Below are 14,511 nucleotides of genomic sequence, written 5' to 3'. Positions count from 1 at the left end.
CCTGAACCCGTCGGCCTCAGGAGCTCGTCAGGACGACGAGTTCCCGGGTCGCCCGGGTCATCGCGACATAGCGGTCCACCGCCCCCTCGACGCCCTCGCCGAAGTCCTGCGGGTCGACGAGGACGACCAGGTCGAACTCCAGGCCCTTCGACAGCTCCGGGGTCAGCGACCGCACCCGGGGCGTCGTCGCCCGGAACGCGGGGGCGCCGATGACGCAGGCGGTCCCGTCGTCGTGCGCGGCGAGCCGGTCGGCGAGGACCGTGTCCAGGTCCGCCACGGACCCGTGGGTGACGGGAATGCCGCTGCTGCGGACGGAGACCGGCACATTGGCGTCGGGGAGCACGGCCCGGACGACTGACTCCGCCTCCGCCATGATCTCCTCCGGCGTCCGGTAGTTGATGGTCAGCGAGGCCAGGGTGATCCGGTCGAGCCCGACCCGCTCAAGACGCTCCCGCCACGACTCGGTGAACCCGTGCCGGGCCTGCGCCCGGTCCCCGACGACGGTGAAGCTCCGGGACGGACACCGCTGGAGCAGCATCTGCCACTGGGCGTCGGTCAGTTCCTGGGCCTCGTCCACGACGATGTGCGCGAAGGGCCCGGCCAGCAGGTCGGGTTCCACCCCGCTGGGCCGGTCGGCGGTGGCCAGCGACTCGCGCAGATCCCCCCCGCGCAGCATCACCAGCGCACCCTCGCCGTCCGCGTCGGCGTCGGCCAGCGTCTCGTCGGCCAGCAGGCTGTCGACGACCTCGTCCATCCGCTCGCGTTCGGCGGCGGCCGCCGCCTCGTGGCGACGCCTGCGCCGGGACGCCTCCGGGTCGCCGAGCCGCTGCCGGGCCGCGTCCAGGACCGGCAGGTCCGACTCCGTCCAGGCCCGCGCGTCCGGGCGCTGCAACCGCCGGACCTCCTCGGGGCTCAGCCAGGGCGCGCACCTGCGCAGATAGGCGGGTACGGACCAGAGGTCGCCGACCAGGTCGGCCGCCTCGACCAGCGGCCAGGCCCGGTCGAAGAGGGCGAACAGCTCCCGGTTCTGCCGCAGTGAGGCGCGCAGCGCCTCCTCCGGGGCGTCGCCGTCGTGCTTGTCCACGAGGATCGTGAGCAGCTCCTCCCAGATCTGGTCGCGCGCCTCGTTGTGCGGGGTGCCCGGGTCCGCCGAACCGAACGCCGAGGCCCAGTCGGCGGCGCTCAGCCAGATGTCGGACCAGTGCGTCTCCACCCGTACGCCCTCGGCGGGCGGCTCCTCGTAGAACCGGACGGCCGGCTCGATCGCGCGCACGAGGTCTGCCGACGCCTTGAGGCGCGCCACCTCCGGATCGGTCTCGGCCACCGCCCCGGCCCCCTCCGCGACCAGGTCCCGCAGGGTGCACGTCTGTACGCCCTCCTCCCCGAGGCTGGGCAGCACATCGGAGACGTACCCGAGGTAGGGCTCGTGCGGGCCGACGAACAGGACCCCGCCGCGCCGGTGGCCCAGGCGCGGGTCGGAGTACAGGAGATAGGCGGAGCGGTGCAGGGCGACGACGGTCTTCCCGGTGCCGGGCCCGCCGTCGACGACGAGCGTGCCCCGGGAGCCCGCCCGGATGATGGCGTCCTGGTCGGCCTGGATGGTGCCCAGCACATCGCGCATCCGGGCCGACCTGCTGCCGCCGAGGCCGGCGATGAACGCCGACTGGTCGTCCAGCGCGGCATGCCCGGCGATCCCCTCCGGGGCGAACACCTCGTCCCAGTAGTCGTTGATCCGGCCGCCCTGCCAGCGGTAGCGGCGGCGGCTGGCCAGGCCCATCGGGTCGGCGTGGGTGGCGCCGAAGAACGGTTCGGCCGCCGGGGAGCGCCAGTCGAGCAGCAGTCGGCGGCCCGTGCTGTCGGTGAGCCCGAGCCGGCCCACGTACAGCGGCCCGGAGCCGTCCGCGGAGACCATGCGCCCGAGGCACAGATCCAGCCCGAACCGGCGCAGCGCGCGCAGCCGGGCGGTCAGCCGGTGGATCTCCACGTCCCGGTCCATCGCCTGCCGGCTGGCCCCGCCGGGCGCCCTGCGTTCGGCCGCGAGCCGGTCGGTCAGCTCGGCGATCGACTGCTCCAGGCAGTCGGCGATGGCCGCGAAGTGCTGCTCGTCATCGGCGATCAGCGCCGGGTCGGCCTTGGGGGAGAGACGGTCGGGGAGGTCGAACGCGCTGGTGGTCAGGGGTTTCACGTGGTCGGTTCCGATCTGCGGTGCGTACATGTGCGTACCGGGGGCGGCGTTCCCCCGGGTGGAGTCGGGCGCGGCGTGCGGTCAGGCGGTGGGGGCGCCGAACCACCGGGCCGTCGCGGCGTGCAGGTCCGCCTGTTCCTCACCGGCCCACGCCACATGGCCGTCCGGCCGCAGCAGTACGGCCGGGGCGTCGAGGCCCTCGGCGACGTCGACGACATGGTCGACCCGGTCCGCCCAGCCCGCCACGGACAGCCGGCCGGTGCCGTCGAGCAGCAGCCCGCGGCCCTCGTGCGTCAGGTCGTAGAGCCGGCCGCGCTTCAGCGGCAGGTCCCGCAGCCGCCGGCCGAGCAGGTCGTGGCCCTCGCCGAAGTCGTAGCGGACGTCGACCGCGGTGACCATGCCGGTCAGATACGCGTTGACCTCCTCGAAGTCCATCAGCCGGGAGAACAGTTCCCGCAGCGCGACCGCGCCCGGCGAGGTGCCCAGCAGGGCGATCTGCGCCCGGGTGTTGTCCAGGACCCGCGCGCCCACCGGGTGCCGCTCGGCGTGGTAGCTGTCCAACAGCCCTTCCGGCGCCCAGCCGTTGACCGCCGCCGCCAGCTTCCAGCCGAGGTTGAACGCGTCCTGCACCCCGAGGTTGAGCCCCTGCCCGCCGGTCGGCGGTTGGATGTGCGCCGCGTCGCCGGCCAGGAAGACCCGGCCGACCCGGTACCGCTCGGCCTGCCGGGTGGCGTCGCCGAAGCGGGACAGCCGGCGGGGCGAGTGGACGCCGAAGTCGGTGCCCGCGAGGGCCCGCAGCCGCTGCCTGAACTCCTCCAGCGTCGGCGCGGTCGCCCGGTCCTCGGACACCCCTTCGGCGGGCACGATCACCCGGAACGTGCCGTCGCCGTTGGGGATGACGCCGAACCGCAGCTGCGTCCCGCGGACCTTCTCGACGACGGCGGCGACCGTCGCCGGGTCCTCGCCCAGCTCCATGTCACCGAGCAGCGTCTCGACCGTGGCGGGCTGCCCGGCGAAGTCGACGCCGAGTTGCTTGCGCACGGTGCTGCGGCCGCCGTCGCACCCGACGACGTAGCGCGAGCGGAGCCGCGTGCCGTCCGTCAGCTCGACGGTCACCCCGGCCTCGTCGCCGTCCCCGTTCGTGTCTCCGGACCGGCTCAGCCCGGCCACCTCGCAGCCGCGCCGGATCTCGGCGCCCAGCTCGACGGCGCGTTCGCGCAGCAGCCGCTCGGTCACCGGCTGCAGAGTGGAAAGGCCGTACGGGTGCGCGGTGTCCAGGCGGTCCGGCCACGGTTTCCGAATTCCGCCGAAGAAGCCGCCCACCTGGAATTTCTCACTGACCGCCAGGAATCGGTCCAGCAGCCCGCGCTGGTCCATCACCTCGACGCTGCGCACATGCAGTCCGCGCCCCCGGGACTCCTGGCCCGGCTCCACCCGCTTCTCCAGCACGACTGTATGCACCCCGGCGAGCCGCAGCTCAGCGGCGAGCATCAGCCCGGTGGGCCCGCCGCCGACGACTATTACGTCGATCATCACCATTCCGCCTTCGTCGACGTCGAATGCGGACGATTCTGCGGTATATGGGGGGCCTTGCGGCAAGGCCCCCCATCCGCTATAAATTAAGAGTGGCAAGGAGTGGTTTTACCTCCGGCCACTTTTTTATTTCCCCACCCGACCTGTCGCGCGGCACCGCGCCCCTGCGTCGCCGACACCTCCGATGAGACGAAGATGTCTCAAGTGAGTTATGGTCGTCTCATGACTCTCGACCGTGAGCAGGTGCTGCGCAGCGCCGCCGCCCTGCTGTCCCACAAATCGACCGCCACCATGGACGAGGTCGCGAGGGCGGCGGGCATCGGCCGCGCCACCCTCCACCGCCACTTCGCCGGGCGCGACGCCCTGGTGAAGGCGCTGGAGGATCTCGGCATCCAGGAGTTCGAGGCGGCCCTGGACGCCGCCCGGCTCGACGAGGACACCTCCGAGGAGGGGCTCCGCCGCCTCATCGCGGCCGTCGAGCCCAGCGCCGGACTGCTGTCCTTCCTCGTCAACGAGAACCAGCTCTTCGAGGGCGACGAGGTCAACGAGGGCTGGAACCGGGCCGACGCCCGCGTCTCCGCCTTCTTCCGCCGTGGCCAGGAACGCGGCGAGTTCCGTATCGACCTCACCCCCGCCTGGCTGACCGAGGCCCTCTACGGGCTCATCGGCACCGGCGCCTGGGCCGTCCAGGTGGGACGGGTCGCCGCACAGGATTTCCAACACATGATCGTCGAGTTGCTGCTCGGCGGAGCACGCCGGAGCGTGGAGCAATGACCAGCATCGACCAGAACCCGGACACCACGGACGCGGTACGCCGCCCGGGGCGGTGGATCGCGCTCGCCATCCTCGTCCTCGCCGTGCTGCTGGTGGCGGTGGACGCGACCGTCCTCGGTCTCGCCACCCCGTTCCTCAGCGAGGACCTGGAGCCCACCGGCACCCAGCTGCTCTGGATCGGTGACGTCTACTCCTTCGTCATCGCCGGTCTGCTGGTCTCGATGGGCAGCCTCGGCGACCGCATCGGCCGCAAGAAGCTGCTGCTGGTCGGCGCCGTCGCGTTCGGCGCGGTCTCCGTGCTCAACGCGTACGCGACCTCGCCCGAGATGATGATCGTGGCCCGGGCGCTCCTGGGTGTCGCGGGCGCCACCCTGATGCCGTCCACCCTCGCCCTGATCCGCAACCTCTTCCACGACCCGCGCGAGCGCAGCCTCGCCATCGGGATCTGGGGTGCGATGGCCTCGGCGGGCGCGGCGGTCGGCCCGGTCGTCGGCGGGTTCCTGCTCGAACACTTCTGGTGGGGTTCGGTCTTCCTCATCAACCTGCCCGTGATGGCCGTCCTCGTCGTCGTCGGCATCAAGCTCATCCCCGAGTCCAAGAACCCGGCCCCGGGCCCCTGGGACATGCTCAGCGTCGGGCTCTCGCTGGTCGGCATGATCGGTGTCGTCTACGCCATCAAGGAGACGGCCTCGCACGGGGTGAGCTGGGACGCCGGGGCGGCGGCCGTGCTCGGCGTCGCCGCGCTCACCTGGTTCGTCCGCAGGCAACTGCGGCTGCCCGCGCCCCTGCTGGACATGCGGCTCTTCCACCACCGGGGCTTCTCCGGCGCGGTCCTCGCCGACCTGCTGACCATCCTCGGACTGTCGGGCCTGGTCTTCTTCCTCTCCCAGTTCCTGCAACTGGTGCAGGGCCGGGGCCCGCTGGAGGCCGGACTCGCCGAACTGCCCGCCGCGATCGGCGCGGTGACCGCCGGTCTGCTGGCCGGATTCGCCGCCCGCCGCTTCACGGTCCGCTCCGTCGTCTCGGGCGGCCTGGCCGCGGTCGGTCTGGCCCTGGGCAGTGTCACGCTGCTCGACCAGCACACCGGCTATCCGCTGCTCGGCGCCATGCTGCTGGTCGTCGGCGTCGGCGCGGGCTTCGCCTTCACCGTCACCGCCGACGTGATCCTCTCCAGCGTCCCGAAGGAGCAGGCGGGTTCCGCTTCGGCCGTCTCGGAGACCGCGTACGAACTGGGCGCGGCCCTCGGCATCGCCCTGCTCGGCTCCATCGTCACCGGTGTCTACCGGGGCTTCCCGACCCCGTCCGGCATCCCCGCCGGCGTCGAGGCGGCCGCCCACGAGTCGCTGGGCGGGGCGGTCGAGGCCGCCGGGACGCTGCCCGCCGCCCAGGCGGGGCCGCTGGTGGCGGCGGCCCAGGAGGCGTTCGTCGACGGACTGCGGTCGGCCGCGGGCGTCGGCGCGGCGGTCCTGCTGGCGGCGGCCGTCGCCGCCTGGTTCCTGCTGCGGGGCCAGAAGCTGGAGGACGGCATCGAACACCCGTAGCCGCACCCGGTCACGGAGAAGGGCCCGCACCCCGGCGTGGGTGCGGGCCCTTCCCGTGTCCTGGACGGCCTACGGCGTCAGGCGGCCTTCGCCTTCGTCGCGTACATGTCCACGTACTCCTGGCCGGACAGCCGCATCACCTCGGCCATCACCGAGTCGGTCACCGCCCGCAGCACATAGCGGTCGCGGTCCATGCCCTCGTACCGGGAGAACTCCATCGGCTCGCCGAAGCGCACCGTGACCTTGCCCGGCCGGGGCAGACCCGCACCGCCCGGCTGGAGCTTGTCGGTCCCGATCATCGCGAAGGGGACCACCGGCGCACCCGTCATCAGGGTCAGCCGCGCGATGCCCGTACGGCCCCGGTAGAGGCGGCCGTCGGGGGAGCGGGTGCCCTCGGGGTAGATCGCGAAGGCCTGCCCCTCCTCCAGCACCCGGCGCCCGGTCATCAGCGCCGCGACCCCGCCCCGGCCGCCGTCCCGGTCCACCGGGATCATGCCGCAGCCGGTGAAGAACCAGGCCATCAGCCGGCCCTTGAGCCCCTTGCCCGTGACGTACTCGTCCTTGCCGATGTAGAACACCGGCCGGTCGCAGCAGATCGGCATGATCATCGAGTCGATGAACGTGAGGTGGTTGCCCGCGAGGATCACCGGCCCGGTCCCGGGAATGTTCTCGGCGCCCTCCACCTGGGGGCGGAACATCAGGCGCAGAATCGGTCCGAGCACTGCCTTGATGACCGTGAGACGGGACAACGGTTCCTCCGGTGTCGTGGCCGGGCCGGCCGCGGTGGTTCGGGGTCCACCGGGCGGTGGCCGGTGCCGACGGATGATGGTCGGTGCAGGTGAGGACGATACTCGCGGGTATGCGCTGATCGCACATCGGGTTCACGAAGCGGATACGCAGTGTTGACGTGTGTTTCCGCCATGTTGGCCGACGGTCCGTCCTTTCGTACGTCTCCCAGCCTACGATCGGGCCTCGCTGGACCGGTCCCGGACATCACCGAGCGAGGAGCATTCATGACGGAGCGTGCGCGGAAGACCCCCGGCCGGCGGACCCTGCTGGGCGCCGCCGTCCTCGGCACGGCGGCCCTGGGCCTGCCCGCCGCCGCCCAGGCGGCCGAGCGGGGGCGCGGTCACGGCGGCGGCCACGGATCGCTGCGCGATCTGCCCGTGCCGACGGTGATCGGCCACCGGGGCGCCAGCGGCTACCGCCCCGAGCACACGCTCGGCTCCTACCAGCTGGCCCTCGACCTGGGCGCGCACATCGTCGAGCAGGACCTCGTGCCGACCAAGGACGGCCACCTCGTCTGCCGCCACGAGAACGACATCACCGGCACCACCGACGTCGCCGACCACCCCGAGTTCGCCGGCCGCAAGGCCACCAAGAGCATCGACGGCGTCTCCTACACCGGCTGGTTCACCGAGGACTTCACCCTCGCCGAGCTCAAGACCCTGCGGGCCAAGGAGCGCATCCCGGGCAACCGCCCGGACAACACCCTCTACGACGGCCGCTGGACGATCCCCACCTTCGAGGAGGTCCTGCGCTGGGCGGAGAAGGAGGGCCGCAAGCGCGGTAAGCCCGTCTGGCTGTACGTGGAGACCAAGCACCCCACCTACTTCCGCAAGCTCGGCCTCGGCCTGGAGGAGCCGCTCGCCCGGCTGCTGCGCCGGTACGGCCGGGACCGCCGGAACTCCCCGCTCATCCTCCAGTCCTTCGAGCCCGGCTCGGTCCAGCGCCTCGCCCGGCTCGTCGACACCCCGCGCATCGTCCTGCTCTCCGGCCCCAAGGAGCGCCCCTGGGACTTCGTCGAGTCGGGCGACCCGCGCACGGTCGCCGATCTGGTGAAGCCCGCCGGGCTGAAGTGGCTGGCCTCCTTCGCCCAGGGCATCGGCCCCACGCTCGACCTGGTCATCCCGAAGGACGCCGCGGGCCGGCTCACCACCCCGACCACGCTGGTACGGGACGCGCACGCCAAGGGCCTGCTGCTGCACCCGTACACGCTGCGCAACGAGAACAGCTTCCTGCCCGCCGACTTCCGGCGCGGCACCGACCCCAACGCCTACGGGGACGTGTTCGGCGCCTACGCGGCCTACCTCGCCACCGGCATCGACGGCATCTTCGCCGACCACCCGGACACCGCCCTCCTCGCGGCGGCGGACCACGCGGGGCGCTGAGGCGGTACGGGGCGGCGCACCTCCCGTACGCGGGGCGCGCCGTCAGCCGTACGCCCCCGCATGCCCCGGTCGGGTGGTGCGGCGCGCCCGGAGCAACCGGCCGCCCCCACCGGCACGTCCGCCGGGGCATGACGCTTCTCGATCATGACCTCGACGCGGCCGCGGCCACCGCCCACGTCGTCCGCGCCTTACAGCCCCTGGTGCGCGCGGAGGCGAGGGCGGAGGCCCCGGCCGCCGGGGTCGACCCCGCCGACCTCGAACAGAGCGTCTGGGTGCGACTCCTGGAGCGCCCGGCCGCCGCCGGACCGCCCGCCGACCCGGCCCGCTGGGTGCGCGACACCGTACGGGCGGAGGCCCGCAGAGGCCGCCGCACGGCCCGGCGGGAACGCCCGTACGCCGGAACGGAACCCGCCGCCGGGCCGGCCGACTGCCCGGAACGCGCCGCGATCGGCGCCGCCGAACGCCGGGCGCTGCGCTCCGCGATGGCCCGGCTGCCCGGACACTGCCCCCGGCTGCTGGCGGCGATGCTCGCCCCCAGCGACCCGACCTACCGGGAAATCGCAGGGGAGTTGGGTATGTCACAGGGGAGCTTGGGCCCGATCCGTTCCCGTTGCCTTGGATGTCTGCGCAGAATGCTGGCTGCGGAGGTTGTCGCCCCATCCGTGCGGGGATAGGGAGCGGTAGGCAACCGGCGGACAGGTGAGCGGGAGGCGTGCACACATGGGCATGAGCGTGACCATCTCGGCGGCGACGGCACAGGACGTCGAGCAGATATTCAGACTTCAGTACCTCTGCTTCCAGCGCGAGGCGGAGCTGTACGACAACTACCGGATCGATCCGCTCGTCCAGAGCCTCGCTTCGCTGCGCGCCGAAGTCGCCGACGACCTGGTGTTCGTGGCCCGGCTCGGGGACGAAGTCGTCGGCGCGGTCCGAGGATTCACCGATCCCGACGGCACCGGTCTGATCGGCAAGCTCTGCGTCCACCCCCGGCTCCAGGGCCACGGCCTCGGCGCCCGGCTGCTGCTGGCCGCCGAGTCGGCGCTCTCCGCCGAGCGGTCCGCGACCCGCTTCCGGCTGCACAGCGGCCACCGCAGCGAGGGCAATCTGCGGCTCTACCGGCGGGCCGGATACGCCCAGGTCGGGGCCGTCACCGGAGCCGACGGCGTACAGATGGTCCTGCTGGAGAAGGACGCCGCCGACCGGGACTACGTGGCCAGCGCCTGACCGTGCGCCGCGCGCGGCGGAGCGGAGCGGCAGACGCTCAGACCGCGACCGTCTTCGCGCGGCGCAGCCAGATCATCCCGGTGACCGGCAGGATCACCGGGATGAAGAGGTAGCCCATCCCGAAGTCCGACCACACCGTCGCGTCCGGGAAGGCGGCCGGCTCGGCAAGCGTCCACGCGCCGACCACCAGCACGCCCAGCAACTCCGCGGCACAGCACACCAGCGCCGCCCGGCGTGCCTTCTCCCCGCCGCGCACCAGCGAGTACGTGATGAAGCCGTACACCACGGCCGCGACGGCCGAGAGCACGTACGCCAGCGGCGCCCGGTCGAAGTCGATGATGATCTGGACGATCGAGCGCGAGGCCGCCGCGACCGTGAACACCCCGTAGAACCAGACCAGGACCCGGCCGGGACCGGTGCCCAGTTCGAAGGACGGCTTCGGGGCCGCGTCCACCTCGGGGCGGTCGGTGTCGCTCACGTCAGTTTCCCCAGATGTCATAGAGCCGGACTTCCAGAACCGCCAGCACGATCGCGCCCGCCGCCACCGTGACCGAGCCCCAGCGGGTCCGCTCGGTCAACGACAGGAACCCGGCCGCGGGCACGGCGGCGAACGAACCGATCAGATAGGCGATGAACACCGCCATCCCCTGCTCCGGCCGCTCCCCGCGCGCCAGCTGCACGACGCCCACTGCCAACTGGGCCAGCGCCAGCACGGAGACGACCGCCATCCCGATGAAGTGCCAGTCCTTCGTCGGCTGGTCCCGGTAGGCGGCGTGTCCGCACCAGGCGGCGAGGGCGAGCGCGGCCACGGCGACCGCGACCGTCAGGGCGTCAAGCATGAGTCGAGGGTATTACGGAGGGAACGTCCGCCCGCGTGCGGCCCCGGCCACCACACGGGCGGCCACGACCCCGGCGGCGATGACCGTGGCCTTGACCACAACCGGCGGCCGAAGTTCCGCTCCCAGGCCGCCCGAACGCCGCCGGACGTACCCCCGTAATACTCCTGTCATCGCAGGTCGCAGACGTGTTGCGGGGGTCGGACAGGGGAACCGGAAGGCCGGCGTCCGACCATCCAGCACTGTCCGCTATCCGGACAGCCGGGATCGTGGAGACCTCACGTCTGTTTTACTTGGGCCCATGACCACGACGAGCAGCCGCACCCTTGCGACCGAGGCGATCAGCACGCCCGGTGCTCGTTGTATGTGTCGAATGCGCGCCTTCTGAGGGCCCCCGCCTGAGCCTCGCGCCCCGAAGCGAGACCGAGCCAGCGCCGTCCGCACCCCGCGGAACGAGCGCGCCCGCGCATGCGCTGCCCCCCGGCCGACCGCCGCGTACAGCCATGCCGAGACCCCCGGCCGACCAGCCCGAACAGTCTCTTCAGACGAATGCCCCGTGCCCGGCGGACACCGCGCCGCGCACTCGACAGTGACGGAAACCCCTGTGATCACCACGACGGGCCTCACGAAGGTCTACCAGTCGCGCGACCGTGAGGTCACCGCACTCGACGGCGTCGACCTGCATGTCCGCGAAGGCGAGGTGTACGGCGTCATCGGACAGAGCGGCGCCGGAAAGTCCTCCCTCATCCGCTGCGTCAACCTCCTGGAACGCCCCACCTCCGGCACCGTGACGGTGGCCGGCCAGGACCTCACCGCCCTCGCCGGCCGCGGCCGGCGCGCGAGCGCCGAACTGCGCCGGGCACGCACCCGTATCGGCATGGTCTTCCAGCACTTCAACCTGCTGGACTCCCGCACCGTCCTGGACAACGTGGAGCTGCCGCTGGAGATCCTCGGCGTCTCCGGCCAGGCACGCACCCGCAAGGCCAAGGAGCTGCTCGACCTGGTCGGCCTCGCCGACAAGGCGAAGTCCTACCCCGGTCAGCTCTCCGGCGGCCAGAAGCAGCGGGTGGGCATAGCCCGCGCCCTGGCGGGCGACCCCCAGGTGCTGCTCTCGGACGAGGCGACCTCCGCGCTCGACCCCGAGACCACCCGCTCCATCCTCCAGCTGCTGCGCGACCTCAACCAGCAGCTCGGCCTGACCGTCCTGCTCATCACGCACGAGATGGACGTCGTCAAGACCATCTGCGACTCCGCGGCGCTCATGCAGCGCGGCCGGATCGTCGAGTCCGGAACCGTCGGCGAACTCCTCGCCACCCCCGGCTCCGAACTGGCCCACGAGCTGTTCCCGGTCGGCGGCACCGCCTCAGGACCGGACCGCACGGTCGTCGACGTCACCTTCCAGGGCGAGTCGGCCTCCCAGCCGGTCATCTCCCAGCTCTCGCGGACGTACAACATCGACATCTCGATCCTCGGCGCCGCGATGGACACCGTCGCGGGCAAGCAGATCGGCCGGATGCGCATCGAGCTGCCCGGCCGCTTCGAGGAGAACGTCGTCCCCATCGGCTTCCTGCGCGAACAGGGCCTCCAGGCCGAGGTCGTCGAGGACGAGACCGGCCCGAGGGCCACCGCGGAGGCCGCCGGGACCACGGCGCCCGCCGCCCCCGCCGTACCTGAGCAGGCGCCCGCCGCGATCACCAAGGAGGTCGTCAAGTGACCTGGTCCGAAATGCAGCCTCTGCTGACCCAGGGCACCGTCGACACCCTCTACATGGTGCTGTGGTCCGCGCTGGTCACCGTCGTCGGCGGACTGCCGCTCGGCGTTCTGCTGGTCCTCACCGACAAGGGCGGACTGCTCCAGAACACCGTGGTGAACAAGGTCATCGGCGTGATCGTGAACATCGGCCGCTCGCTGCCGTTCATCATCCTGCTGATCGCCCTGATCCCCTTCACCACCTGGGTCGTCGGCACCTTCATCGGCCCCACCGCGATGATCGTGCCGCTCGCCGTCGGAGCCATCCCGTTCTTCGCCCGGCTCGTCGAGACGGCGATCCGCGAGGTCGACCACGGACTCGTCGAAGCGGTGCAGTCGATGGGCGGCTCCATCCCCACGATCGTCCGCAAGGTGCTCCTCCCGCAGGCCCTGCCCTCGCTCGTCTCGGGCGTCACCACCACCCTCATCGTGCTCATCGGCTACTCCGCGATGGCCGGCGCGGTCGGCGGCGAAGGGCTCGGCTCCAAGGCCGTCACCTACGGATTCCAGCGTTTCGACAACCAGTTCATGCTGATCACCGTCGCGCTGCTGATCGTCATCGTCACCGTGATCCAGCTGATCGGCGACCTCGCCGTCCGGCTGCTGGCCCGCCGGGGCCGCACCGCCTCCTGAGGCGGCCACCCGGCCCCCGACTTTCTCTCCCCATCGAGCCCGAACTCCTTGTCCGGGCGCACCACCACCACAAGAAAGAGGCACTTTTCGTGCGCAAGAACATCAAGATCACCGCTGCCGTCGCTTCCGCCGCCGCCCTCGCCCTGGGCCTGAGCGCCTGCGGTACGGACTCCGACCCGGCCTCCAAGAGCGAGACCGGCGCCAACGCCGACACCTCGAAGGCCCTGGTCGTCGCCGCGTCCCCGACGCCGCACGCCGACATCCTGAACTTCGTCAAGAAGAACCTGGCGGAGAAGGAGGGCCTCAAGCTGGAGGTCAAGGAGTTCACGGACTACGTCCTGCCGAACACCGCCACCCAGAACGGCCAGGTCGACGCCAACTTCTTCCAGCACAAGCCCTACCTGGACGACTTCAACGCGAAGCAGAAGACCACCATCGTGCCTGTGGTCAACGTCCACCTGGAGCCGCTCGGCCTCTACTCCAAGACGGTCAAGGACCTCAAGGACATCAAGGCCGGCCAGACCATCGCCGTACCCAACGACACCACCAACGGCGGCCGCGCCCTCCAGCTGCTCGCCGAGAACGGCCTGATCACCCTCAAGGACGGCGTCGGCACCAGCGCCAAGCTGAGCGACATCACCGACAAGAAGGGCCTGGAGTTCAAGGAGCTGGAGGCCGCCACCGTGCCCCGCGCCCTCAACGACGTGGACGCCGCGGTCATCAACGGCAACTACGCCCTGGAGGCCAAGCTCTCCCCGGCCAAGGACTCCCTCGCCCTGGAGAAGGCCGAGGGCAACCCGTACGCCAACTTCCTGGCGGTCAAGGACGGCAACGAGAACGACCCGCGCGTCGAGAAGCTCGCCAAGCTCCTCAACTCCGACGAGGTCAAGAAGTTCATCGAGGACACCTACCAGGGCTCGATCGTCCCGGCCTTCGGCGCACCCGCCAAGTCCTGAAGCCCGACCGGTACTTGTCGACGGAGCCCCGCACCTTCCGCCCGGAGGTGCGGGGCTCCGTCGTGCCGACCCGCCCATGCACAAGGCGGACCCGATGCTGCATGCTGTGCTTTTACCCGGTCTTCGGCATGGAGCTGCGCATGACTACCACCTTTCCGTCCATCTCCATCAGCACGGACAGGTTGGTGATGCGCCCCTTCGAAACGGCCGACATCCCCGCGTACATCGAGATGATGAACGACGAGATGGTCGTCGCGTGGATGGACGGACCGAACCCGTACGAACAGGTCGACGCCGAACGCTGGGTCCGCAGGATCGCTCCTGCCGAACGCACCTCCGGCCAGGGCATCGCCCTCGCCGTCACCGAGTTCCTCACCCAGCGGCTCGTCGGCAGCGTCCGCCTCCTCAACACCGACTGGCGCACCCGCTCCACCGAGGTCCGCTACATCACCGCTCCCTGGGCCCGCGGTGAGGGGTACGCCACCGAGTCCGTGCTCGCCATAGCCGAATGGCTCTTCCGCGACCAGGGCTTCGAACGCATCGAGCTGCGCACCCCCGCCGACAACACCGCCTCCCAGCAGGTCGCCCAGAAGCTCGGCTGCATCAGCGAGGGCGTCCTGCGCAACGCCCGCATCGCCCGCACCCGTACCGAGAACGGCACCGACGGCGGCTGGACCGACATCCGCACCGACCTGATCGTCTGGGGACTCCTCCCCGAGGACCTCGAAGGCGTCGCCGAACAGCTCGCCGACGCCGGCGGCTACGGCACCTACAACGACTGGAAGTAGCACCCCGAGGCCCCCCGCGGAGCCAAAGGTCCGGACCGGATACCCTCACCCCTGCCCGGCACGCACGGGCAACGCCCCGCACGGGCAACGCCCCGTACCGCACGGGCACACCCCGCACCCT

Annotated in this window: 14 protein-coding genes; 9 read left to right on the top strand and 5 right to left on the bottom strand. The window is 71.5% G+C overall.

Annotated elements, in window-relative coordinates; all coding sequences use genetic code 11:
• Positions 1-16: 16 nt before the first annotated feature.
• Together helR and rox are read right to left on the bottom strand one after the other, a co-directional pair.
• The gene (gene helR, locus ACSMXR_RS04925; RefSeq protein WP_473171303.1) at positions 17-2,185 is read right to left on the bottom strand and encodes an RNA polymerase recycling motor ATPase HelR; all 2,169 of its coding nucleotides are present in this window, start codon (positions 2,183-2,185) and stop codon (positions 17-19) included.
• 81 nt (positions 2,186-2,266) lie between these two features.
• Positions 2,267-3,718 carry a rifampin monooxygenase gene (gene rox, locus ACSMXR_RS04920; RefSeq protein ID WP_473171302.1) on the bottom strand — a complete coding sequence of 484 codons (1,452 nt, stop codon included), beginning with the start codon at positions 3,716-3,718 and terminating at the stop codon, positions 2,267-2,269.
• A 222-nt stretch (positions 3,719-3,940) separates the two neighbouring features.
• Between rox and ACSMXR_RS04915 the strand changes: the two genes are divergently transcribed.
• The gene (locus ACSMXR_RS04915) at positions 3,941-4,492 is read left to right on the top strand and encodes a TetR/AcrR family transcriptional regulator (protein WP_103507467.1); all 552 of its coding nucleotides are present in this window, start codon (positions 3,941-3,943) and stop codon (positions 4,490-4,492) included.
• Positions 4,489-6,033, top strand: coding sequence for an MFS transporter (locus ACSMXR_RS04910; protein ID WP_473171301.1), 1,545 nt, complete (start codon positions 4,489-4,491; stop codon positions 6,031-6,033). The genes ACSMXR_RS04915 and ACSMXR_RS04910 overlap by 4 nt, the downstream gene beginning before the upstream one ends.
• A 77-nt stretch (positions 6,034-6,110) precedes the next feature.
• Here ACSMXR_RS04910 and ACSMXR_RS04905 read toward each other — a convergent pair whose 3' ends face one another.
• On the bottom strand, positions 6,111-6,782 hold the full coding sequence (locus tag ACSMXR_RS04905; RefSeq protein WP_030088450.1) for a lysophospholipid acyltransferase family protein: 672 nt from the start codon (positions 6,780-6,782) through the stop codon (positions 6,111-6,113).
• A 264-nt stretch (positions 6,783-7,046) separates the two neighbouring features.
• Here ACSMXR_RS04905 and ACSMXR_RS04900 point away from each other — a divergent pair, with 264 nt between their 5' ends.
• The 3 genes from ACSMXR_RS04900 to ACSMXR_RS04890 all read left to right on the top strand — a co-directional run bounded on the left by ACSMXR_RS04900 (position 7,047) and on the right by ACSMXR_RS04890 (position 9,428).
• Complete coding sequence (locus ACSMXR_RS04900; RefSeq protein ID WP_473171300.1) at positions 7,047-8,204, top strand: glycerophosphodiester phosphodiesterase; 1,158 nt, start codon at positions 7,047-7,049, stop codon at positions 8,202-8,204.
• Between the two features lie 128 nt (positions 8,205-8,332).
• Positions 8,333-8,878 carry a sigma-70 family RNA polymerase sigma factor gene (locus ACSMXR_RS04895; protein ID WP_137232256.1) on the top strand — a complete coding sequence of 182 codons (546 nt, stop codon included), beginning with the start codon at positions 8,333-8,335 and terminating at the stop codon, positions 8,876-8,878.
• Between the two features lie 46 nt (positions 8,879-8,924).
• The gene (locus tag ACSMXR_RS04890) at positions 8,925-9,428 is read left to right on the top strand and encodes a GNAT family N-acetyltransferase (RefSeq protein WP_137232257.1); all 504 of its coding nucleotides are present in this window, start codon (positions 8,925-8,927) and stop codon (positions 9,426-9,428) included.
• Positions 9,429-9,465: 37 nt separating this feature from the next.
• On the opposite strand, the gene ACSMXR_RS04885 is transcribed toward ACSMXR_RS04890, so the two are convergent.
• Together ACSMXR_RS04885 and ACSMXR_RS04880 are read right to left on the bottom strand one after the other, a co-directional pair.
• Entirely contained in the window at positions 9,466-9,906 is a 441-nt protein-coding gene (locus tag ACSMXR_RS04885; protein ID WP_030088458.1) for a hypothetical protein, read from the bottom strand.
• Position 9,907: 1 nt separating this feature from the next.
• Positions 9,908-10,267, bottom strand: a complete 360-nt coding sequence (locus tag ACSMXR_RS04880) for a hypothetical protein (RefSeq protein WP_218526736.1) — start codon at positions 10,265-10,267, stop codon at positions 9,908-9,910.
• A 601-nt stretch (positions 10,268-10,868) separates the two neighbouring features.
• On the opposite strand from ACSMXR_RS04880, the gene ACSMXR_RS04875 reads away from it, so the two are divergent.
• From ACSMXR_RS04875 to ACSMXR_RS04860, 4 genes are all read left to right on the top strand, one after another.
• Positions 10,869-11,978, top strand: coding sequence for a methionine ABC transporter ATP-binding protein (locus ACSMXR_RS04875; RefSeq protein WP_473171299.1), 1,110 nt, complete (start codon positions 10,869-10,871; stop codon positions 11,976-11,978).
• Positions 11,975-12,646 (top strand): methionine ABC transporter permease, encoded by a 672-nt coding sequence (locus tag ACSMXR_RS04870; RefSeq protein ID WP_030088464.1) that lies wholly within the window; start codon positions 11,975-11,977, stop codon positions 12,644-12,646. Before ACSMXR_RS04875 ends, ACSMXR_RS04870 begins: the two co-directional genes overlap by 4 nt.
• 89 nt (positions 12,647-12,735) lie before the next feature.
• Positions 12,736-13,602, top strand: coding sequence for a MetQ/NlpA family ABC transporter substrate-binding protein (locus tag ACSMXR_RS04865; RefSeq protein ID WP_030088465.1), 867 nt, complete (start codon positions 12,736-12,738; stop codon positions 13,600-13,602).
• 101 nt (positions 13,603-13,703) lie between these two features.
• A complete protein-coding gene (locus ACSMXR_RS04860; protein WP_218526738.1) occupies positions 13,704-14,390 on the top strand; it encodes a GNAT family N-acetyltransferase in 687 nt (228 codons plus the stop codon).
• Positions 14,391-14,511: the final 121 nt, after the last annotated feature.

It is taken from the genome of Streptomyces sp. DSM 106670, from assembly GCF_055792845.1.
Note: the sequence above shows the minus strand (reverse complement) of the source record. Positions and strands in the feature narration are given on the sequence as shown.